This is a genomic window from Streptomyces violascens (assembly GCF_014649955.1).
Classification (GTDB): domain Bacteria; phylum Actinomycetota; class Actinomycetes; order Streptomycetales; family Streptomycetaceae; genus Streptomyces; species Streptomyces violascens.
The window spans coordinates 36843-57403 of record NZ_BMUA01000016.1; the positions used below are offsets into that span (position 1 = coordinate 36843).

The following is a 20561-nucleotide window of genomic DNA, read 5'->3' on the forward strand; positions in this document are numbered from 1 at the left end:
TGGCGCTCATGCCACGGGGCCCGCACGCGGGCCCGGTCAGTGGCCGCCCGGTACAGGCTCCAGGACGAAGACGGGGATATCGCGGTCCGTCTTCTTCTGGTACTCCGCGTAGTCGGGGAACGCCGCGACGGCCCGCTTCCACCACTCGGCCTTCTCCTCGCCCGTCACCTCACGGGCCGTCATGTCCGTATGTACGGTGCCGTCCTGGAGCTCCACCCTGGGGTCGGCGACAACGTTGTAGTACCAGAGCGGATTGTTGGGAGCGCCGCCCAGCGAGGCGACCACCGCGTACCGGCCCTCGTGCTCGACCCGCATCAGGGGGGACTTGCGCAGCTTGCCGCTCTTGGCGCCCCGCGTCGTCAGCAAAATCACGGGCATGCCGTGCATCGTCATGCCCTCGGTGCCGCCGGACCGGTCGATGAGCTCGACCTGCTCGCGTACCCACTGGGCGGTGCTCGGCTCGTACTCGCCGTCGAGAGGCATGCTGGGGTCCCTTCGTCAGTCAACCTGCGGACCGGCCCGGCTTCGGCCGTCACCCGTACAACACCGGTGGCTCCCTGTGTCTTCCCTGCCGGGCAAGAACGGCCGGATCGGGACGTACGGGGCAGGAAGGCTGGATCCGGACGCTTGTTCGTGCCGGGGGCGGGCAGCGGGACCGGGTGTGCTTGTTCCGTATCGCACGATCTTCCGCAGACTCCCATCGAGGACGTGTGGCCGATGACGACCCCATCCGTTTCCCGGACCACCCCGCAGCAGCCCCGAAGCCGTCCGCTGCCCGCCCGTTCGGCCTGGTCCGGCGTGCTCATCGGCGTGGGCATCGCCGCCTTCGTCGATGAGACGGTCTTCCACCAGCTCCTGCACTGGCACCACTTCTACGACCGCTCGACGCCGGGCGTCGGCCTGGTGTCGGACGGGCTCTTCCACGCCTTCGGCTGGTTCGCCGTGGTCATCGGCCTGTTCATGGTCGCCGATCTGCGCCACCGGGCGGGCCTGGTCGGGCGGGCGCAGGCCGGGGGCATCCTGACCGGCACGGGGGCGTTCCAGCTGTACGACGGCACCGTCCAGCACAAGCTGATGAAGCTGCACCAGATCAGGTACCACGTCGATCTCGTCCCGTACGACCTGACGTGGAACATCCTCGCCGTGGTGTTCCTCGCGATCGGAGTCACGCTGCTCCGTGCTGCCCGGCACATCAACAGCCGGTAATGGTACGAGAGCTGATGGTCCATCAGCACGGCGGCGGGCAGCCGGGCGGGGCCGCTCTGCTCGCTGCCGCGTTCGCGCTGGGGGGTGGGGTCGCCTATCTGCTCGCGGCGGCGCGGCTGCGGCGGCGCGGGGACCGCTGGCCGTTCGTGCGGGACCTCTGTTTCGCGGCGGGCACGGCGGTCCTCGTGGCGGCGGTCCTCGTCACGCCGCCAGGCGGCCCGTTCACGGCCCATATGACCCAGCACGTGGCCACGGGGATGGTGGCACCGCTGCTGCTCGTGCTCGCCCGGCCCATCACGCTGGCGCTGCGGTTTCTGCCGTCGGGCGGGCGGCGCCGTCTTCTGGCCGTTCTTCGCTCCCGGCCGGTCGGGGTGCTCGCGAACCCGCCGGTGGCCGCGCTGCTCGACGTGGGCGGGCTGTGGCTGCTCTACCGCACCCCGCTGTTCACCGCCGCACACGAACGGCCGTGGCTCATGGCCCTGGTCCACCTCCACGTCTTCGCGGCCGGGCTGCTGTTCTCGGCCGTCGTCTGCTCGCTCGATCCGCTGCCGCGCCGCCCCGGGGTGGTCCTCCGGTCGGCCGCGCTGATCGGCGCGGGCGGCGCGCACGCCGTCCTCGCCAAGACGCTGTACGCGACGCCGCCGCCCGGCACCGGCCTGGCGCCGGGCGACCTCTCGGCCGCCGCCGAGCTCATGTACTACGGCGGCGACCTCGTCGAAATCGCCCTCGCGGCCGTCATCGGGCTCCAGTGGTACGCGGCCGGCGGCCGGCGCCTCGCGCGCGAGGGCCGCCGCACGGCGGGGACCGGGGAACCGCCCGCATCAGCCTCGTACGGTCAGTGAAGCGGTGTGTGCGCGGACCTGGTCCGGGGTCATATAGGCGTCGGTGTACTCGAAGTCCTTGAGCGTGGCGGGCTTCTGGGCCTGGAAGCCGGTGCGGACGAAGTCGTCGCCGGCGAGCGCGTTCAGCATCCAGTTGGTCAGGACCCTGGTCTTGGCGACATTGGTGCGCAGCGCCGACCAGTGATAGCCGCGCGCCACCGCCTGGGCGGGCAGGCCGCGCAATTCGATGCCGAGCGGCTTGGAGACGGCGTCGTGGCCGCCGAGGTCGACCACGAGCCCGAGGTCCTTGTGGACGTACGGCTTCAGCGGCTGGTTGCGCAGCGCGGCGACGATGTTGTCGGCGAGCTTGGGGCCCTGGCGCATGGCGTGCTGCGCGGTGGGCGGGCAGAAGGCGCCTTCACCCTTGGCGAGGTCGGGCACGGCGGCTGCGTCGCCGAGCGCGAACACGCCGTCGAGGTCCGGCACGGTCATCTCGGGGGTGACCAGGAGCCGCCCGCGCTCCGTCTCCGCGTCCAGCGTGCCCACCAGCGGGCTCGCGGCCACGCCCGCCGTCCAGATGAGGGTGCGACACGGCAGGACACGGCCGTCGGTGAAGGTGACCTTGTCCACACCGGCCTCGGCGACGGACACCCCGAGCGACACCTCGATGCCACGCTTCTGCAGGACCTCCAGGGCTGCCTTGCCGAGCTTGTCGCCGAGTTCAGGCATGAGCTTGGGGGCGATGTCGATGAGATGCCACTTGATCTGGCGCGGGTCCAGACGCGGGTAGCGCTTGAGTGCGGTCTGGGTGATCCGCTGGAGGCAGGCCGCGGTCTCGGTGCCCGCGTAGCCGCCGCCGACCACGACGAAGCACAGCCGGGAGGCCCGCTCGTCCTCGTCGTCGCTCGCGTCGGCCAGGTCGAGCTGGGAGATGACGTGGTCGCGGATGTAGGCGGCCTCCGCGAGGGTCTTCATGCCGCGGGCGTGGTCGAGCAGCCCGGGGATGTCGAAGGTGCGGGTCACGCTGCCGGGGGCCAGAACGATGTAGTCGTACGGCTGGTCGAGTGTCTCGCCGGTGATCTTGCGGATGACGCAGATCTTCGCCTTGGGGTCCACGCCGATGGCGCCGCCCGGGATGATCCGCGTGCGGTGCTTGGCGCTGCGCCGCAGCGACACCGCCACCGACTGCGGGGTCAGGACCCCGGCCGCGACCTGTGGAAGCAGGGGCAGATACAGCTGGTAGGAGAACGGGGTGACCAGGGAGATCTCCGCTTCTCCCGGTTGGAGGCGGCGTTCCAGGCGGCGTACGCATTCGACTCCTGCGAAGCCGGCGCCTACGACGAGAATCCTCGGTCGTGCCACGGTGTGCGTCCTTTCCCTGGGACCTGCGAACGGGGACGAGAACTGGGCCGTCCACTGCCCGAGTGCCCCTGACCGGCGTTCGCCAACACCCCCATAGTGATCAACCGAGGGCGGCCGCACCACCGAATGCCGCAACCCGGCGACAAGAAAAGGCGCCGCCCGCCCGGGGTGGACCCGGGCGGGCGGCGCCGTTCACGTGTGGGGCGGACGTCAGGCGACGGTGCCGCTCTTGCTGATGACGACCTTGGCGCTCAGGGCGCCGCTGCGGCTGCCGAGCGACTCGATCTGCTTGACGAGGTCCTCGCCCTCGACGACCTCGCCGAAGACGACGTGCTTGCCGTCGAGCCACGGGGTGACGACGGTCGTCACGAAGAACTGGGAGCCGTTGCTGTTCGGGCCCGCGTTGGCCATCGACAGCAGGAACGGCCGGTCGTGCTTGAGGACGAAGTTCTCGTCCTTGAACTTGGCACCGTAGATGCTCTTGCCGCCGGTGCCGTTGCCGTGCGTGAAGTCGCCGCCCTGGAGCATGAACTCGGGGATGACGCGGTGGAAGGCGGAACCCTCGTAGCCGTAACCGTTCTGGCCGGTGGCGAGCTCGCGGAAGTTGCGGGCCGTCTCCGGAACGACGTCGTCGAAGAGCCGGAAGACGATGCGGCCGGCGTCCTTGCCGTCAATGGTGATGTCGAAAAATACGTTCTGCATGGGTCCCATCCTGACATCAGCTGTCCCATGACCCAATCCCGGCTCGCCCCTTCGGCCCTGCCGAGACGCAGAACCGGGCCCCGATCAGGGGAACAGCAGGGTCGTGATCCGGTCGGAAGCGGTCTTGGCGGCCTGCTTCGGGTCGGCTCCTTCGAGGACGGCCGTCATGTACGGCTTGATGGGGTTCTCGGCCTCGACGGCGGCCCATTGCGGCGAGTTGGGCGTGGCCCGCCCCTGCGCCGCGCCCCTGGCCATGGCGGCCGTGCCCGCCTGGCCCTCGACCGTGTGGGCGAGCGTGGACTTGTTGGGTACGTAGTTCATCGTGGTGGCCAGATCGGTCTGCCACTTCTCGCCCGTCAGCGCCGCGACGACTTGGACGGCCTCGGCCCGGTGCGCGGTCTTGCGCGGGATGATCAGGTCCGAGCCGCCGGTGAAGACCGCGCCCGGTCTGGCGTCGGTGGGCCCCGGGATCGGGAAGTAGCCCAGCTTGTCGGCGAGCCGCGGGTTGGCCTTCTGGATGGCTTTGGCGGCGCCGGGCACCGCGATCATCTGGGCGACCTTGCCCTTGGCGAAGACGTCGGCCTGCGGCGGGGTCGCCTCGTCCGCGTTCCTGGGGCCCCGGCCGAGCGCCTGGAGCTGCTTGTAGAACTGCATGCCGCGCAGCGCGGCCGGGCTGTCGAGCGTGCCCTTCCAGTCGCCGGTGTCCTCCTGCGCGAGCTCCCCGCCCTCGTCCCAGACGAATCCTGCCAGCGTGTACCAGTCCTGGCCCGCGAGGTAGATCCCTTGCGCGGAACCGGAGTTGAGCTTCGCGGTGTCGGCGAGCCACTCCGCGCGGTTCTTCGGCGGCCTGGTGATTCCGGCGGCCCCGAAGAGGTCCTTGTTGTAGATGACGACGCGGTTGGCGGCGTACCACGGGATGCCGTACTGCATGCCGTCCACGTTGCCCGGCTGGGCGAGACCCGGCAGCCAGGCGTCGCTGCCCCAGTCGCGCAGCGACTCCAGCGTCATGTCGAGCAGACCTCCGCTCGCCGCGTACTGGGGCACCTGGGTGTTGCCGACCTCGATGACGTCCGGCGCGTCGCCGCTCTTCAGCGCGGCGGTGATCTTCTCGCCGATGCCGGTCCACTCCTGGATCCGGACATCGAGCTCGACGTCCTTGTGCTCCTTCTCGAAGCCCTGCACGAAGCGCTTCACGAAGTCGTCGGAGGCGCTGTCCTTCATCAGCCAGACGGTCACCTTGTCGGCGCCGTCGCCGAATCCGGGTATCGCGCCGCAACCGCTGAGGGCACATACCGAGACAAAGGCTACGGAGCAGGCAAGAGCGCGATGGATCCTCACGAAAGGTCACCTTCTGCGTGTGGGCAAGCAGTCATGACCCGACGTGGGGCAAGCGCGATGCGGCTTGTTCGGGTGTGGCTCGTGAGTTTGGTATGGACCAATGAAGCGGTCAAGCCCCGGAGGGGAGCGAACTTTTCCGGCCACCGCCGGACCGGCCCGCCTCGGCGCGGGCCGCTGTCTCGCGGAGTGCGGCCGGGTGGGGCACGGTGGAGTAATGCGACGAGAGGAGAGCACCTCCATGTCCCACCACACCTACCGCGTCAGCGAGATCGTCGGCACCTCTCACGAGGGCGTGGACCAGGCCATCCGTAACGGGGTCGCCCGCGCGGCACAGACCCTCCGCAACCTGGACTGGTTCGAGGTGACGCAGGTCCGCGGCCACATCGAGAACGGCGTGATCGAGCACTACCAAGTCGGCCTCAAGGTCGGCTTCCGGCTGGACGACGACGCGGAGGTCTGAACGCCGGGCCGGGCATTCCGGCTCGGCAATTCGGGCTCTGGAATCCGGGCCCTGCGATTCCGGCCCCGCGATTCCGGCATGCGCTTCGACTGAAGTCTGACCCTGGACCTCAGCTTCAGGCTTGGCTGCGGCGTACCCGGCCTCCGGTCCACCGCAGCCCATCGGCCGGGCCCCGCAGAGCCGCCCTCAGGTGCGCCCCTCGCGCTCCTGGGCGTCTTTGAGCGCCTCGCTGGGCGCGGTCCAGCGGGCCCGTACGACCCGGAAGCCGGCCTGCTCGGCGGCGTCGCACACGAGCTCGTCGTCGTCGACCAGCATGCGGACCTCGCGGCCCCGGCCGAGCCCGCGCAGGACCTGCAGCTTGGTGACGCGGGCGGGGCGCCGGTCGTCGTTGCGCCGCATGTGCAGGGCGCCGTCCGGAAGCCCCTGCTCGGCGAGCCAGGCCAGGGTGTCCTCGCGGCAGCGTTCGGGCCGCCCGGTGAGATAGACGACCTCGCAGTCCCGGGCCGCCTCCCGGCACAGCGCGACGCCCTCGGCGAGCGGCGGGTCGGCGGGCGCCGCGGCGAAGAACGCGTCCCAGTCGCGGGGCGCCCGGTCGAGGAAGCGCTGGCGGTGGGAGCTGTCCGCGAGCGTGCCGTCCAGGTCGAAGACGGCCAGGGGCCGGGTGTTGTCGATCACGCCCCCAGGCTAGAACCGGCCGAGGGGGCACCCTTCGGCGGGGCGCGGGAATCATGGCGCGCCCCAGACGTTGAACCCTGTGTGACCTCAGTGATCGCGACGACCCGCTTCTCCGTGCTCGACCGCTCGCGCATCCGCGCCGGCCACGACGGGCCGCAGGCCCTGCGGGACACCGTGGCACTGGCCCGCGAGGCCGAGCGGCTCGGGTACCACCGCTTCTGGGTCTCCGAGCACCATTCCGTGCCCGGCGTCGCGGGCTCCGCACCCGCCGTGCTGGCCGCGGCCGTCGCGTCGGCCACGTCCACGATCCGGGTCGGCACCGGCGGTGTGATGCTGCCGAATCATCAACCCCTCGTCGTGGCCGAGGAGTTCGGGGTTCTGGAGTCGCTCTTCCCCGGGCGGATCGACATGGGGCTCGGCCGCTCGGTGGGGTTCACCGACGGGATCCGCAAGGCGCTGGGCCGCGACAAGAAGGACGCCGACGACTTCGGCGCCCAGCTCGCCGAACTGCTCGGCTACTTCGACGGGACCCAGACCGCCCACCCCCAGGTCCACGCCCGCCCCGCCGAAGGCCTCGCCGTCCCCGCGTTCGTCCTTGCCACCGGGCAGGGCGCCCTCGTCGCCGCCGGGGCCGGGCTCCCGCTGGTCATCGCGAACGTACGCGGCGAGGACGCGATGCTGCGGGCCATCGACGCCTACCGCGAGGCCTTCCGCCCCTCCGCGCACGCCGAGCGCCCGTACGTCGTGGTGTCCGGCACGGTCGCCGTCGCGGACACCACGGAGGCCGCCCACCGGATCCTGGTCCCGGAGGCCTGGTCGACGGCCTACTCCCGCACCCGCGGCGAGTTCCCGGCACTGTCCCCGGCCGAGGACATCCTCGCGCGGGACATGACCGACGGCGAGCGGACCCTGTTCGCGGACGCGCTGCGCAGGCAGGTGTACGGGACCGAGGAGGAGGTGGCCGACGCCCTGGAGAAGCTGATCGAGCACAGCGGCGCGGACGAATTCCTCGTCACGACCAGCACGTACGACCGCGAGGCGCTGCTCGACTCCTACCGGCGGCTGGCCCGGATCGCGGACCTGGCGGCCCGTCCGGGCGCCTGACCGCAGGCTCCCGGCCGAAGATCGCGCGCCGTCACCCGAACCGTAGAATTCCGGTATGCAAACCCCCTCTGACCCGTACGTCCGTGTCCGCGGCGCCCGCGAGCACAATCTGCGCGGGGTGGACGTCGACATTCCGCGTGACTGCATCGCCGTGTTCACCGGCGTCTCCGGGTCGGGGAAGTCCTCGCTCGCGTTCGGCACGATCTATGCCGAGGCGCAGCGCCGCTACTTCGAGTCGGTCGCGCCGTACGCGCGCCGGCTGATCCATCAGGTGGGTGCGCCGAAGGTCGGCGAGATCTCGGGCCTTCCGCCCGCCGTCTCCCTGGAGCAGCGCCGCTCGGCGCCCTCGTCGCGTTCGTCGGTGGGCACGGTGACCACGCTCTCCAACTCGCTACGGATGCTGTTCTCACGGGCCGGCGACTATCCGGCGGGCGCCGAGCGCCTCGACTCGGACGCCTTCTCGCCCAACACGGCCGCCGGTGCCTGCCTCGAGTGCCAGGGCCTCGGCCGCATCCACCGCACCTCCGAAGAACTGCTCGTCCCCGACCCCTCGCTGTCGATCCGCGAGGGTGCGATCGCCGCCTGGCCGGGTGCCTGGCAGGGCAAGAACCTCCGCGACGTGCTCGACACGCTCGGCTACGACGTGGACCGGCCGTGGCGCGAGCTCGACCGCAAGGACCGGGACTGGATCCTGTTCACCGACGAGCAGCCGGTGGTCACGGTGCACCCGGTGCGCGAGGCGGGGCGCATCCAACGCCCTTACCAGGGAACGTACTTCAGCGCCCGGCGCTATGTGATGAAGACGTTCGCGGAGAGCAAGAGCCAGACCTTGCGGACGAAGGCCGAGCGCTTCCTGACGGCGGCCGACTGCCCGGTGTGCGGCGGCAGCCGGCTGCGCCCCGAGGCGCTCGCCGTCACCTTCGCGGGCCGTACGATCGCCGAGCTCGTCGCCCTTCCGCTGACTTCGCTTGCCGAGCTGTTGCGCACCGCGGACGGCGGCCCGACGGCCAAGGCCCTCACCGCCGACCTGCTCTCCCGCATCGGCCCGGTGAGGGAACTGGGCCTCGGCTACCTGAGCCTGGACCGGACCGCGCCCACGCTCTCGGCGGGCGAGCTGCAGCGCCTGCGGCTCGCCACCCAGCTGCGCTCCGGTCTCTTCGGCGTGGTGTACGTCCTGGACGAGCCGTCGGCGGGGCTGCACCCGGCCGACACCGAGGCGCTGCTCACGGTCCTCGACCGGCTGAAGGCGGCGGGCAACTCGGTGTTCGTCGTCGAGCACCATCTGGATGTGGTGCGGCACGCGGACTGGCTGGTCGAAGTGGGTCCGCTGGCCGGTGAGCACGGAGGCCGGGTGCTGCACAGCGGGCCGTCGGCGGAGCTCGCCCGCGTCGAGGAGTCGGCGACCCGCCGCTTCCTCTTCGACCGCTCCCCCGCGCCGCGCCGCACGGTCCGCGAGCCGCGCGGCCACCTTGAGCTGACCGGGGTCACCCGGCACAATCTGCGCGGCGTCGACGCGGTGTTCCCGCTCGGCGTGTTCACGGCGGTGACCGGCGTCTCGGGCTCCGGAAAGTCCACCTTGGTCGACGAGCTGACCGAGCAACTCCCGGGCGTGGGACGCCTGGTGAGGGTGGATCAGAAACCGATCGGCCGCACCCCCCGCTCCAATCTGGCCACGTACACCGGACTCTTCGACGTCGTACGGAAACTCTTCACCGAGACCGACGAGGCGAAGGCGCGCGGCTACAAGGCGGGCCGGTTCTCCTTCAATGTGCCGGGCGGCCGGTGCGAGACCTGCCAGGGCGAGGGGTTCGTGTCGGTGGAGCTGCTCTTCCTGCCGAGCACGTACGCGCCCTGCCCGGACTGTCACGGGGCGCGCTACAACCCCGAGACGCTCGAAGTCACCCATCGGGGCCGCACCATCGCCGAGGTGCTCGACCTGACGGTGGAGGCGGCGGCCGAGGTCTTCGCCGACAACCCGTCGGCCGCCCGCAGCCTGGCCGCCCTGCTCGACGTCGGCCTCGGCTATCTACGCCTGGGCCAGCCGGCCACCGAGCTGTCGGGCGGCGAGGCCCAACGCATCAAACTGGCCACGGAGTTGCAGCGGGTCCGCCGCGACCACACCCTGTACGTCCTCGACGAACCGACGACGGGCCTGCACCCGGCCGATGTCGAAATCCTGCTGCGCCAACTGCACGGCCTGGTCGACGCGGGCCACACGGTGGTCGTCGTAGAGCACGACATGAGCGTGGTGGCCGGCGCCGACTGGATGCTCGACCTCGGCCCGGGCGGCGGCGACGAGGGCGGCCGCGTGGTGGCAGCGGGGCCGCCGGCGGAGGTCGCCGACGCGGGCGAGGGGCGTACAGCGCCGTATCTGGCGAAGGCGCTGGCGGAGATCCAACCGGCCGAAGCAGCACCGAACTCGCCTTCACCGCACGTTGGTTGAGCCACAAGGCAAAGCGCACGGAATGAATTGGCCTAGACCCTTGACCGAGTGTTGGTCCAGACCAATCATGGGGCGTCCGCACCCTTCTCTCACCCCGTCGGAGAGCCCCGATGAGACGTCCGAGATCCGTTCGCGCCCTGCTCGCCACGCTCAGCACCGTCGCCGCGTCCGCCGGCCTCGTCATCGGGGCCGGCGGTGCCGCGCACGCCGCGACTCCGCTTCCCGCGCACGTCTTCGCGCCGTACTTCGAGGCGTACTCCTCCGACAGCCCGGCCGATCTGGCACAGAAGTCGGGTGCCAAGTATCTGACGATGGCGTTCGTGCAGGCCGACGCCAAGGGCTCCTGCACCCCGTACTGGAACGGCTCGACGAGCCAGCCGATCTCGACGTCCGTGTTCGGTGCCGACATCTCCACCATCCGCTCGCGCGGCGGTGACGTGATCCCGTCCTTCGGCGGGTACGCGGCCGACAACGGCGGCACCGAGATCGCCGACAGCTGCACCGACGTGGACTCGATCGCGGCCGCGTACGAGAAGGTCATCACGACCTACGACCTCTCCCGGCTCGACATGGACATCGAGGACAACTCGCTGACCAACAAGGCGGGCATCGACCGGCGCAACCAGGCGATCAAGAAGGTTCAGGACTGGGCGGCCGCGGCCGGGCGCTCGGTGCAGATCTCGTACACGCTGCCCACCACCACGGGCGGACTCGCCGACAGCGGGCTCGCGGTGCTCAACAGCGCGGTCAGGTACGGCGCGAAGGTCGACGTCGTGAACATCATGACCTTCGACTACTACGACGGCGCCACGCACAACATGGCGAACGACACCCAGACCGCCGCCACCGGCCTCTACAACCAGCTGGCCTCCCTCTACCCCGGCAAGTCGTCCGCCCAGCTGTGGGGCACGATCGGCGTCACCGAGATGCCGGGCATCGACGACTACGGGCCGGCCGAGACGTTCACCGCGGCGGACGCGACCGCCGTCTACAACTGGGCCACCGCCAAGGGCATCAACACCCTCTCGTTCTGGGCCCTCCAGCGCGACAACGGCGGCTGCCCCGGCACCGGCGGCCAGGACACCTGCTCCGGCATCGCCCAGGACCCGTGGTACTTCAGCCACACCTTCGAGCCGTTCACCGGGGGCGGCGGGCCCGTCCAGGACGACTTCTCGGTGGCCGTTACGCCCGGCTCGGCCTCGGTCGCACCCGGCGGATCCACCACGGCCACGGTGAGTACGGCGGTGACCTCGGGCAACGCCAAGTCCCTCGCGCTGACCGCCACCGGCGCCCCCGCCGGAGTCACGGCGACGCTCAGCCCGGGCTCCGTCACCGCGGGCGCCTCGGCCCAGCTCACGGTCACCGCGACCGCTTCGGCAGCGCCCGGAACGTACCCGATCACCCTCACGGCCACGGCGGGCACGCTCGCCCACTCGACCACCTTCACGCTCACCGTGACGGGGTCCGGCGGCAACCCGGGCGCGCTCGTCAACGGCGGTTTCGAGAGCGGCTCGCTCGCGCCCTGGACCTGCGACAGCGGCGCCGGTGTGGTGTCGAGCCCGGTGCACGGCGGCTCGTACGCGCTGAAGACCGCGCCCACCTCGTCGCAGACAGGCGAGTGCGCGCAGACGCTCACGCTGACCCCCAACACCAAGTACACGCTGAGCGGTTGGGTGCAGGGCAGCTACGCCTACCTCGGGGTGCGCGGCGGCGCCACCGGCAGCACCTGGACCAGCTCCAGCGGCTGGTCCAAGCTGGCCGTGCCGTTCACGACCGGCGCCTCGGGCACGGTCACCGTGTACCTGCACGGCTGGTACGGCCAGGGCGCGGTGTACGGGGACGACCTCTCGGTAGCCTGATCCTTTACACCAACTCTCCACCTGCCGGGGCTTGTTGACGATCTGTAGCACCGGGGCGGCACACAGCAAAGCTGAGCACCCGTCAAATTACTGGCGGGGAGCCGACTTTCGGCCCTTCCGCCCCGGTCCTACTCTCGAGTCACCTGAGTTCCTCCTCGCACCCCCACTCATCGAATCCGTTCGACCGAGGAGTCCCCCCATGGCACTACGCAGCTCACGTGCGCTCTTCCTGCTCGCTCCGGCCGCCGCGGCCACCCTCGTACTCGGCGGCACGGCGGGCGCGAGCGCCCGGCCGGACGCCGGGCCGACCACCATTTCACCGGCCGGCCACTCCTTCGCGGCCCAGCTGACCGGTCAGGCCACCTTCAAGGCCGGGTCCACCACCATGACCTGTACGGTCTCGGCGTCCGTCCCCACCACGGGCGCCAACAACCAGGTGCCGGCCGCACCCGGCAACCACAACGACGCGGGCGTGGTGTCCGTACCCATCAATCCGCCCACGTTCAGCGGGTGTTCGACCAGCATCGGCGGGGTGAGCGTCACCGCCTCCACCCAGGGGGCGTGGAGCGTCTCGGCCCAGAACGGCTCGCCCGTCGCGGCCGGTCTGACCATGCCCAAGGGTGGTTTCGTCCTCAAGACCAGCGGCCTGGCGGCCTGCACGATCACCGCGTCGCCGACCGGCCCCACCACCGTGGCGGGCACCTGGACGAACGGCGCGCCCTCCTCGCTCGCCATCACCGACGCGCCCGTACCGGCGACGGTGACCGGCGGCTTCCTGTGCCCGACGGGCAACCAGACGGCCACCTTCTCGGCCACGTACCACGTCACCGACACGACCGATGCGGCGCAGCGGATCACCGTAACCGGCTGATGGCGAAATGCAGATGAGCGCGCTCCCGGACGACCGGGGGCGCGCTCGTCGCGTACTTCAGCGGCCCACCTTCTTCGCCTTCCTCGTCGCCCGCAGCCACTCCTTGTTCATGGCCGCGATCGACGGGAGCGGGATGCCCTTGGGGCAGGCCGTGGCGCACTCGCCGGTCAGGGTGCAGCCGCCGAAGCCCTCGTCGTCCATCTGGCCGACCATGTCCAGGACCCGGGTCTCGCGTTCGGGAGCGCCCTGCGGCAGTACGTTCAGGTGGTTGATCTTGGCTGAGGTGAACAGCATCGCCGAGCCGTTGGGGCAGGCCGCCACGCAGGCGCCGCAGCCGATGCACTCGGCGTGCTCGAAGGCGAAGTCGGCGTCCGGCTTGGGCACCGGGGTCGCGTGCGCCTCGGGCGCGGCACCCGTCGGGACGCTGATGTAGCCGCCGGCCTGGATGATCCGGTCGAACGCCGAGCGGTCCACCACCAGGTCCTTGACCACCGGGAACGCCGAGGCGCGCCACGGCTCGACGTCGATGGTGTCGCCGTCGCTGAACGACCGCATGTGGAGCTGGCAGGTGGTGGTCCGCTCGGGGCCGTGGGCATCGCCGTTGATGACGAGGGAACAGGCGCCGCAGATGCCCTCGCGGCAGTCGTGGTCGAAGGCGACCGGCTCCTCGCCCTTGAGGATGAGCTCCTCGTTGAGCGTGTCGAGCATTTCGAGGAACGACATGTCCGTCGAGATGCCGTCGACGTCGTAAGTGGCCATGGCGCCGGGCGAGTTGGCGTTCTTCTGTCGCCAGACGCGCAGGGTGAGCTTCATGCGTAGCTCCGCTGGGTGGGGTGGACGTACTCGAAGACGAGGTCTTCCTTGTGCAGGACGGGAGCCTCTCCGATGGCGGCGCTGCGTTCTCCCGGGGGACGCCCCCCGAACCCCCGGAACTCCCAGGCGGCGACGTACGAGAACTCCTCGTCGCGGCGTTCGGCCTCGCCGTCCGGGGTCTGGGACTCCTCGCGGAAGTGGCCGCCGCAGGATTCGGCGCGGTGCAGGGCGTCGAGGCACATGAGCTCGGCGAGCTCCAGGTAGTCGACGACGCGGTTGGCCTTCTCCAGGGACTGGTTGAACTCCTCGCCGCTGCCCGGCACCTTGATGCGGCGCCAGAACTCCTCGCGGATCTGCGGGATCCGGTCGAGCGCCTTGCGCAGGCCCGACTCGGTGCGGGCCATCCCGCAGTACTCCCACATGAGTTCGCCGATCTCGCGGTGGAAGGAGTCGGGGGTGCGGTCGCCGTTCACCGCGAGGAGCAGGTTGATGCGGTCCTCGGTCTCGGCGACGGCTTCGGCGACCGCCGGGTGCTCGTCGGTGACGGGCTCCTGGTGCGGGTTGCGGGCGAGGTAGTCGTTGATGGTCGAGGGAAGCACGAAGTAGCCGTCGGCGAGGCCCTGCATGAGTGCGGAGGCGCCGAGTCGGTTCGCGCCGTGGTCGGAGAAGTTGGCCTCGCCGATCGCGAACAGGCCCGGCACCGTGGTCTGGAGGTCGTAGTCGACCCAGAGTCCGCCCATCGTGTAGTGCACGGCGGGGTAGATCCGCATCGGTGTCTCGTACGGGTCCTCCGCGGTGATCCTCGCGTACATGTCGAAGAGGTTGCCGTACTTCGCCTCGACGGCCGCCCGGCCCATCCGCCCGATGGCGTCGGCGAAGTCGAGGTAGACGCCCTGCCCTCCGGGGCCGACGCCGCGCCCCTCGTCGCAGACGTTCTTGGCGGCGCGCGAGGCGATGTCGCGCGGGACCAGGTTGCCGAACGACGGGTAGATGCGCTCCAGGTAGTAGTCGCGCTCGTCCTCGGGGATCTCGGCCGCCGGGCGGGTGTCGCCCTTGGCCTTCGGCACCCAGATGCGGCCGTCGTTGCGCAGCGATTCACTCATCAGCGTGAGCTTGGACTGGTGCTCGCCGGTGCGCGGGATGCACGTCGGGTGGATCTGGGTGAAGCAAGGGTTGGCGAAGTACGCGCCTCGCCGGTGCGCCCGCCAGATCGCCGTGGCGTTGGAGTTCATGGCGTTGGTGGAGAGGTAGAACACGTTGCCGTAGCCGCCGCTGGCGAGGACCACGGCATCCGCGAAGTACGTGTCGATCTTCCCCGTGACGAGGTCGCGGGCCACGATGCCGCGCGCCTTTCCGTCCACCACGATCAGGTCGAGCATCTCGGTGCGGGCGTGCAACTCCACGTTCCCGGCGGCGATTTGGCGCGAGAGGGCCTGGTAGGCGCCGAGAAGGAGTTGCTGGCCCGTCTGGCCCCGGGCGTAGAACGTGCGCGAGACCTGGACGCCGCCGAAGGAGCGGGTGTCGAGCAGTCCGCCGTACTCGCGGGCGAAGGGCACGCCCTGGGCCACGCACTGGTCGATGATCTCGACGGAGATCTGGGCGAGCCGGTGGACGTTGGACTCGCGGGCGCGGAAGTCGCCGCCCTTGACGGTGTCGTAGAAGAGCCGGTGGATGGAGTCGCCGTCGTTGCGGTAGTTCTTCGCGGCGTTGATGCCGCCCTGGGCGGCGATGGAGTGGGCGCGGCGGGGCGAGTCCTGGAAGCAGAACTGGACGACGTGGTAGCCCTGTTCGGCGAGCGTGGCCCCCGCCGAGCCGCCCGCGAGCCCGGTGCCGACCACGATGACGGTGTGCTTGCGGCGGTTGGCCGGGTTGACCAGCTTGGCCTCGAAGCGGCGGGTGTCCCAGCGCTCGGCGATCGGCCCCCGGGGCGCACGGCCGTCGGATACCGGGTCGCCGAGCGTGTAGTTGGTGTACGAGGTCATGTCAGCTCACCACTTCGGTCATGACGGCGACGGGTACGGAGACGAATCCGGCGAACAGCACCACGGCGAGGACGTTGGCGAGCGTCTTGAGCACCCGGTCCCGGGTGGCGTTGCCCACGCCGAGGGTCTGCGCGGCGCTCCAGAACCCGTGCTGGATGTGCAGCGCGAGGGCGGCCATGGCCACGATGTAGATGACGTTGCCGTACCAGGTGGAGAAGGTGTCCACGACGTTCTGGTAGGGGTGGCCCGGCCGGAAGCCGGAGTGCACGGTGCCGGTCGTCAGGTCGAGGATGTGCCAGACGATGAACAGGGCGAGGATGATGCCGCCCCAGCGCATCGTGCGGGTCGCGTAACTGGCGCGGGCCCGCTTGTGGACGTATCCGCTCGGCCGGGCCTTGATGTCGCGGCGGCTGAGCTGATACGCGGACACGGCGTGGCCCACGACGGCGGCGACGAGGACGACGCGGATGAGCCACAGCGCCCACTCGTAGTGCAGGAAGGGCTCGCCGATGGTGCGCAGCCAGTGCGCGTACGCGTTGAACTGGCCCGCCCCGAAGAAGATCTTCAGGTTGCCCATCATGTGGACGACCAGGTAGGACAGCATGATCAGACCGCTCACGGCCATGACCGTCTTCTTGCCGACGGTCGAGTCCCAGAGTGTGCGCGTCATGGACGGCCGTTTGTCCGTCCGCGTTGCCAGAGCCATGTCATCGACGCTAGAGGCCAAGGACCCAAGAGGTCCAAGACATGGTTCGGCTCATCTCCATAGAGATGACCTATCGTAGGGGTCATGCAGTTCCAGCAGCTCACCTACTTCGTGGCGGTCGCCGAGACCCGGCACTTCACCCGGGCCGCCGAGCGCGTCCACGTCTCGCAGCCCTCGCTCTCCCAGCAGATCAAGGCGCTGGAGAACGAGCTGGGCGCCGAGCTGTTCAGCCGTGCCCGGGGCAACATCGCACTCACCGACGCGGGCGAGGCGCTGCTTCCGCTGGCCCGGCGCATCCTGGCGGACGCGGACACCGCCCGCATCGAAGTCCAGGAGCTGGCCCAGCTGCGGCGCGGCCGGGTGCGCCTGGGCGCGACACCGAGCCTGTGCACGGGCCTGTTGCCGGATGTGCTGCGCGCCTTCCACGACCGCCACCGGGGCATCCAGCTCCTCATCGAGGAGGGCGGCTCCCACGATCTCGTACGTGAACTGGCGCGCGGCGCACTGGACTTGGCGCTCATCGTGCTGCCGCTCCCGGCCGCCTCCCCCGCCCTCACCACGATCGAGCTGCTCCAGGAGGACCTGGTGGTGGTCTCCTCGGCGGCCGAGGCGCCGCCCGGCTCGGGCTCCTCGGTGCGCATCGCCGATCTGCGCGACGCTCCCCTGGTGATGTTCCGGCACGGCTACGACCTGCGGGAGCTGACGGTGGCCGCCTGCCGTGCCGAGGGCTTCGAGCCCGCGTTCACGGTGGAGGGCGGCGAGATGGACGCCGTGCTCGGCTTCGTACGGGCCGGGCTCGGGGTGGCCGTGGTGCCGAGCATGGTGGCGGCGCGGGCCAGGGACCTGCGGGTGACCCCGCTGGCCCGCCCCGGCCTGCGCCGCACGATCGCTCTGGCCCACCGGAGCGACGTGGACCCGCCGCGCGCGGCACGGGAGTTGCAGCGGGTCCTGCTCGGCATCGGGACGGGGCAGCGGGGCCCGGCCTAGGCCCCTCGGCGCCGGGTCACACCGCGTCGACCAGCGCCAGGGAGTGGATCCGGTCCGGCGCCCCGGGGCGCGCGTAGTACCAGCCCTGGGCCGTGTCGCAGCCGAGCTCCTTCAGCTGCTCGGCCTGGGCGCCCGTCTCCACTCCCTCCACGGTGACCGCGAGGGAGAGGCTGTGCGCGAGCGACACGATGCCTTCGACGATCTTGATGTCGACGGGGTCGGCGGGCAGCTGCTGCATGGACTGGGTGAAGGACCGGTCCAGCTTGAGCACGCTCACCGGGAGCCGGCGCAGGTTGGCGAGGTTGGAGTAGCCCGTGCCGAAGTCGTCGAGGGCTATGTCGACGCCCATCTCGGCGAGCTGGCGCAGCGGCTTGAGGAGGTCGTCGTCGGCGCCGATGAGCGCGGACTCGGTGACCTCCAGGCACAGCGCGCCCGGGGCGAGCCCGGTGCGCTCCAGCATCTCGACGGTGTCGGCGACCAGGCCCGGGTGGTAGAGCTGGGTCGGCGACAGGTTGACGTTGATGCGCAGCGGGCCGCCGTCGGTGGCGCTCGGGTGGGCCTCCTGCCAGGCCCGGGCCTGGCGCACCGACTCCTGCATCACCCAGCGGCCGAGCGGGACGATGAGCCCGGTGTGCTCGGCGAGCGGGATGAACCGGTCGGGCCCGAGCACGCCGTGCTGCGGGTGCGACCAGCGGACCAGGGCCTCGGCGCCGTGCACGCTGCCGTCTCCGAGGTGCACAAGGGGCTGGTACTCGATGAAGAACTCGCCGCGCTCCAGGGCCGCGGGCAGCGCGTTGGTGAGCCCGTGCCGGGTGATCGCGCGGGCGTCGGCCTCGGCGTCGGCGAACTCGAAGCGGTTGCCGCCGGCCGACTTGGCCCGGTACATCGTGATGTCGGCGCTGCGCAGCACCTCGGCGGGGCTGCGCTCGCCCGCCGGGCCCTCGACGACGCCGATCGAGCCGCGCACGGTCAGCTCGCGGCCCTCGATGCGGATCGGGGTGGCGAGGGTGTGCAGGATCCGCGAGGCGAGCTCGTCGGCCTCGTACTCGCTGTCGGGACCGGTGGTCAGGGCCACGAACTCGTCGCCGCCGAGCCGCGCCACCATCTCGCCGGGCCCGGTCGCGCAGCTCTGCAGCCGGTCGGCGACCTCGACCAGGAGGCGGTCGCCCGCCGAGTGGCCGAGGCTGTCGTTGACCGCCTTGAACCCGTCGAGGTCGAGGTAGCAGAGCCCGAAGCGTTTGCCGTCGCCCGGGGCGAGCGCCTTCTCCAGGCGCTCGAAGAACAGGGTGCGGTTGGGCAGCCCGGTGAGCGCGTCGTGCGTGGCCTCGTAGCGCAGCCGCAGGTTGAGCAGCCGGCGCTCGGTGGTGTCCTCCATGAGGGCTAGCTGGTACTGCGGCCGGCCCTCGGCGTCGCGAAGGAGCGAGACGGTGAGGTTGGTCCACAGAACGGTGCCGTCGCCGCGGTAGTAGGGCTTCTCGACCCGGTAGTGGTCGCGTTCGCCCCGCACGAGCTCCTCGTACAGCTTCCAGACCTGAGGGGCGTCCTCGGGGTGCACCCACTCGCTGACGTTGCGGCTGCGGATCTGGCCCTCCATGCCGCCGAACATCCGGGTGAGGGTCTCGTTGACCTCCAGGACGCGGCCTTCGAGGTCGGCGATGCCGATGCCGATGGCGGCGCCTTCGAAGACCGCGCGGAACCGCGCCTCGGTGGCGTGCAGGGCCTCCAGGGCATCGCTGCGCGCCGACATCGCGGAGCGCGCGATGGCCTCCTGCTCGGAGCGGGTGCGTTCGCGCAGCGCCGCCGCGAAGCCGGCCGCGAGAGCGTGCTGGAGCCGGGCGCAGCGGGCCCGCGCCTCTTCGGCGGCCAGTTCGTCGCCCGCGCCGCAGTACAGGACGAGATAGGACTCGACCACGCCGAGGGTACGGCTCAGCGCGTCCGGGTCGGTGCAGTGCACGGCGACCAGGGCGGCGCCGATCTCCTGGGCGGGCGACGGGTCGAAGTGCCGGCCGTGCAGGGCGTCGATGAGGCGGCGGGCGAGCGGCACCAGGTGCTGCTCGAACTCGGGCCGGGTCAGCGAGGTCGCCGTCACCGGGAAGATGGCCCGGCTCCAGATCGTGGCGAACCGTCTGAGCCGGTCCTCGGGGCTGTCCGGCGCCAGGTCCGGAGCCTGCGCCTGGGGCGGGATGCTCACGCTTTGCGCCCCACACCGGCGAAGCCAGAGAAGGCGTACGGATCTTCCTGGTCGGCATCGTTCTCCGGCCGCCACAGCGGCATCGGGACAAGGCCGGGCTCCAGCATCGTGTACCCGTCGAAGAATCCGGTGATCTCCTCGCGCGAGCGCATGACCAGCGGGTTCTTGATGCTGCGGTAGACGCCCACGGTGCCGCCGGCCTCCTCCTCGCTGAGCGGGATGCCTTCGTAGGAGGCGTGGGTGAGGACGAGGAGGCTGCCGGGGGCGAGTGCGTCGCGCAGCTCGGCGACCGCCTTGTACGGATCGTCCTGGTTCTCGACGAAGTGCAGTACGGCGACCAGGAGCAGCGCCACCGGCTTGGACAGGTCGAGGAGTTGGGCGGTCTCGGGGGCGTTCAGGATGTCGTGCGGCTTGCGCAGGTCGGCCGCGGCTATCCCGGCCAGTTCGTTGCCCTCCAGGACGGCGCGGCTGTGGGCGACGGCGACCGAGTCGTGGTCGACGTACAGGACGCGGGCCTCGGGGCTTGCCGCCTGGGCGACTTCGTGAACATTTCCGAAAGTCGGGATTCCGGATCCGATGTCCAGGAATTGCGTGATGCCCTCGGAGACCGCGAAGCGCACGGCGCGGCGCATGAACGCCCGGTTGGCCTGCATGACCTTGGGAAGTCCCGGCATGAACCGCATGGCCTCGCGGGCCGCTTCCCGGTCGACCTCGAAATTGTGCGAACCGCCCAGGTAGTAGTCGTAGATGCGGGACACGCTCGGCACCGAGATGTCGATGCCCTGAGGGGCCCAGGCGGGACGCTCCATCAATGTCTCCAACAAGTCGCCGCAGGACGGCCATGACCATGACCATTGTTTGGGCCTGAGGCTACTGATCGTCCGCCGGGAGAGCGAGTAAAAACGGAAAATGCTCGTCCGTTATTGGTCACACGCCGAGGGCATGTGCGCCGGATCGTACGGGCGGAAGCGGGAGCGTGCGCCATCGTATCGGGGGTTGGACACGAGCATCGGCCCGCCGCCGCGCGGGGGGACGCGGTGA

At 70.6% G+C, this 20561-nt stretch carries 18 protein-coding genes; 8 read left to right on the plus strand and 10 right to left on the minus strand.

The window, feature by feature from the left end; genetic code table 11:
- Positions 1 to 36 precede the first annotated feature (36 nt).
- A complete protein-coding gene (locus IE206_RS27060) occupies positions 37 to 483 on the minus strand; it encodes a nitroreductase family deazaflavin-dependent oxidoreductase (RefSeq protein ID WP_189966504.1) in 447 nt (148 codons plus the stop codon).
- Positions 484 to 717: 234 nt separating this feature from the next.
- Here IE206_RS27060 and IE206_RS27065 point away from each other — a divergent pair, with 234 nt between their 5' ends.
- Both IE206_RS27065 and IE206_RS27070 read left to right on the plus strand, forming a co-directional pair.
- Complete coding sequence (locus IE206_RS27065; RefSeq protein WP_189966506.1) at positions 718 to 1206, plus strand: DUF2243 domain-containing protein; 489 nt, start codon at positions 718 to 720, stop codon at positions 1204 to 1206.
- A gap of 14 nt (positions 1207 to 1220) precedes the next feature.
- The gene (locus IE206_RS27070; RefSeq protein ID WP_189966508.1) at positions 1221 to 2048 is read left to right on the plus strand and encodes a cytochrome c oxidase assembly protein; all 828 of its coding nucleotides are present in this window, start codon (positions 1221 to 1223) and stop codon (positions 2046 to 2048) included.
- On the opposite strand, the gene IE206_RS27075 is transcribed toward IE206_RS27070, so the two are convergent.
- The 3 genes from IE206_RS27075 to IE206_RS27085 all read right to left on the minus strand — a co-directional run bounded on the left by IE206_RS27075 (position 2028) and on the right by IE206_RS27085 (position 5429).
- Positions 2028 to 3389 (minus strand): NAD(P)/FAD-dependent oxidoreductase, encoded by a 1362-nt coding sequence (locus IE206_RS27075; protein ID WP_189966510.1) that lies wholly within the window; start codon positions 3387 to 3389, stop codon positions 2028 to 2030. The two genes, IE206_RS27070 and IE206_RS27075, sit on opposite strands and share 21 nt — an antisense overlap.
- A gap of 210 nt (positions 3390 to 3599) precedes the next feature.
- Entirely contained in the window at positions 3600 to 4100 is a 501-nt protein-coding gene (locus IE206_RS27080; RefSeq protein WP_189966511.1) for a peptidylprolyl isomerase, read from the minus strand.
- Positions 4101 to 4175: 75 nt separating this feature from the next.
- Complete coding sequence (locus IE206_RS27085) at positions 4176 to 5429, minus strand: extracellular solute-binding protein (protein WP_226599562.1); 1254 nt, start codon at positions 5427 to 5429, stop codon at positions 4176 to 4178.
- Positions 5430 to 5667: 238 nt separating this feature from the next.
- Between IE206_RS27085 and IE206_RS27090 the strand changes: the two genes are divergently transcribed.
- A complete protein-coding gene (locus tag IE206_RS27090; protein WP_053725434.1) occupies positions 5668 to 5889 on the plus strand; it encodes a dodecin in 222 nt (73 codons plus the stop codon).
- Positions 5890 to 6075: 186 nt separating this feature from the next.
- Here the strand turns inward: IE206_RS27090 and IE206_RS27095 are convergent, their stop codons facing one another.
- Positions 6076 to 6564 (minus strand): phosphatase domain-containing protein, encoded by a 489-nt coding sequence (locus IE206_RS27095; protein ID WP_189966513.1) that lies wholly within the window; start codon positions 6562 to 6564, stop codon positions 6076 to 6078.
- An 81-nt stretch (positions 6565 to 6645) separates the two neighbouring features.
- Between IE206_RS27095 and IE206_RS27100 the strand changes: the two genes are divergently transcribed.
- From IE206_RS27100 to IE206_RS27115, 4 genes are all read left to right on the plus strand, one after another.
- Positions 6646 to 7668 carry an LLM class flavin-dependent oxidoreductase gene (locus IE206_RS27100; RefSeq protein ID WP_189966515.1) on the plus strand — a complete coding sequence of 341 codons (1023 nt, stop codon included), beginning with the start codon at positions 6646 to 6648 and terminating at the stop codon, positions 7666 to 7668.
- 55 nt (positions 7669 to 7723) lie between these two features.
- Positions 7724 to 10111 carry an ATP-binding cassette domain-containing protein gene (locus tag IE206_RS27105; protein WP_189966517.1) on the plus strand — a complete coding sequence of 796 codons (2388 nt, stop codon included), beginning with the start codon at positions 7724 to 7726 and terminating at the stop codon, positions 10109 to 10111.
- A gap of 110 nt (positions 10112 to 10221) precedes the next feature.
- Positions 10222 to 11970, plus strand: coding sequence for a carbohydrate binding domain-containing protein (locus IE206_RS27110; RefSeq protein ID WP_189966519.1), 1749 nt, complete (start codon positions 10222 to 10224; stop codon positions 11968 to 11970).
- 199 nt (positions 11971 to 12169) lie between these two features.
- Complete coding sequence (locus tag IE206_RS27115; RefSeq protein WP_189966521.1) at positions 12170 to 12841, plus strand: hypothetical protein; 672 nt, start codon at positions 12170 to 12172, stop codon at positions 12839 to 12841.
- Positions 12842 to 12898: 57 nt separating this feature from the next.
- Here the strand turns inward: IE206_RS27115 and IE206_RS27120 are convergent, their stop codons facing one another.
- From IE206_RS27120 to IE206_RS27130, 3 genes are read right to left on the minus strand one after another with little or no spacing between them, the layout of a single operon-like run.
- Positions 12899 to 13654 (minus strand): succinate dehydrogenase/fumarate reductase iron-sulfur subunit, encoded by a 756-nt coding sequence (locus IE206_RS27120; protein ID WP_189966523.1) that lies wholly within the window; start codon positions 13652 to 13654, stop codon positions 12899 to 12901.
- Complete coding sequence (locus IE206_RS27125) at positions 13651 to 15636, minus strand: fumarate reductase/succinate dehydrogenase flavoprotein subunit (protein ID WP_189966525.1); 1986 nt, start codon at positions 15634 to 15636, stop codon at positions 13651 to 13653. Before IE206_RS27125 ends, IE206_RS27120 begins: the two co-directional genes overlap by 4 nt.
- A gap of 1 nt (position 15637) precedes the next feature.
- On the minus strand, positions 15638 to 16342 hold the full coding sequence (locus IE206_RS27130) for a succinate dehydrogenase (protein ID WP_189966528.1): 705 nt from the start codon (positions 16340 to 16342) through the stop codon (positions 15638 to 15640).
- Between the two features lie 84 nt (positions 16343 to 16426).
- On the opposite strand from IE206_RS27130, the gene IE206_RS27135 reads away from it, so the two are divergent.
- Positions 16427 to 17329 carry a LysR family transcriptional regulator gene (locus IE206_RS27135; protein ID WP_189966530.1) on the plus strand — a complete coding sequence of 301 codons (903 nt, stop codon included), beginning with the start codon at positions 16427 to 16429 and terminating at the stop codon, positions 17327 to 17329.
- Between the two features lie 16 nt (positions 17330 to 17345).
- On the opposite strand, the gene IE206_RS27140 is transcribed toward IE206_RS27135, so the two are convergent.
- Together IE206_RS27140 and IE206_RS27145 are read right to left on the minus strand one after the other, a co-directional pair.
- Complete coding sequence (locus IE206_RS27140; protein ID WP_189966532.1) at positions 17346 to 19520, minus strand: putative bifunctional diguanylate cyclase/phosphodiesterase; 2175 nt, start codon at positions 19518 to 19520, stop codon at positions 17346 to 17348.
- Positions 19517 to 20329: an SAM-dependent methyltransferase gene (locus tag IE206_RS27145; RefSeq protein WP_189966534.1), complete on the minus strand. Its 813-nt coding sequence runs from the start codon at positions 20327 to 20329 to the stop codon at positions 19517 to 19519. Before IE206_RS27145 ends, IE206_RS27140 begins: the two co-directional genes overlap by 4 nt.
- Positions 20330 to 20561: the final 232 nt, after the last annotated feature.

Excerpts from the sequence above, each read along its gene's own strand:
- IE206_RS27120 (WP_189966523.1), bottom strand. The coding sequence starts at position 13,654 with ATGAAGCTCACCCTGCGCGTCTGGCGACAGAAGAACGCCAACTCGCCC.
- IE206_RS27070 (WP_189966508.1), top strand. The coding sequence starts at position 1,221 with ATGGTCCATCAGCACGGCGGCGGGCAGCCGGGCGGGGCCGCTCTGCTC.
- IE206_RS27130 (WP_189966528.1), bottom strand. The coding sequence starts at position 16,342 with ATGGCTCTGGCAACGCGGACGGACAAACGGCCGTCCATGACGCGCACA.
- IE206_RS27105 (WP_189966517.1), top strand. The coding sequence starts at position 7,724 with ATGCAAACCCCCTCTGACCCGTACGTCCGTGTCCGCGGCGCCCGCGAG.
- IE206_RS27080 (WP_189966511.1), bottom strand. The coding sequence starts at position 4,100 with ATGGGACCCATGCAGAACGTATTTTTCGACATCACCATTGACGGCAAG.
- IE206_RS27060 (WP_189966504.1), bottom strand. The coding sequence starts at position 483 with ATGCCTCTCGACGGCGAGTACGAGCCGAGCACCGCCCAGTGGGTACGC.
- IE206_RS27110 (WP_189966519.1), top strand. The coding sequence starts at position 10,222 with ATGAGACGTCCGAGATCCGTTCGCGCCCTGCTCGCCACGCTCAGCACC.
- IE206_RS27065 (WP_189966506.1), top strand. The coding sequence starts at position 718 with ATGACGACCCCATCCGTTTCCCGGACCACCCCGCAGCAGCCCCGAAGC.
- IE206_RS27135 (WP_189966530.1), top strand. The coding sequence starts at position 16,427 with ATGCAGTTCCAGCAGCTCACCTACTTCGTGGCGGTCGCCGAGACCCGG.
- IE206_RS27125 (WP_189966525.1), bottom strand. The coding sequence starts at position 15,636 with ATGACCTCGTACACCAACTACACGCTCGGCGACCCGGTATCCGACGGC.
- IE206_RS27145 (WP_189966534.1), bottom strand. The coding sequence starts at position 20,329 with ATGGAGCGTCCCGCCTGGGCCCCTCAGGGCATCGACATCTCGGTGCCG.
- IE206_RS27090 (WP_053725434.1), top strand. The coding sequence starts at position 5,668 with ATGTCCCACCACACCTACCGCGTCAGCGAGATCGTCGGCACCTCTCAC.
- IE206_RS27115 (WP_189966521.1), top strand. The coding sequence starts at position 12,170 with ATGGCACTACGCAGCTCACGTGCGCTCTTCCTGCTCGCTCCGGCCGCC.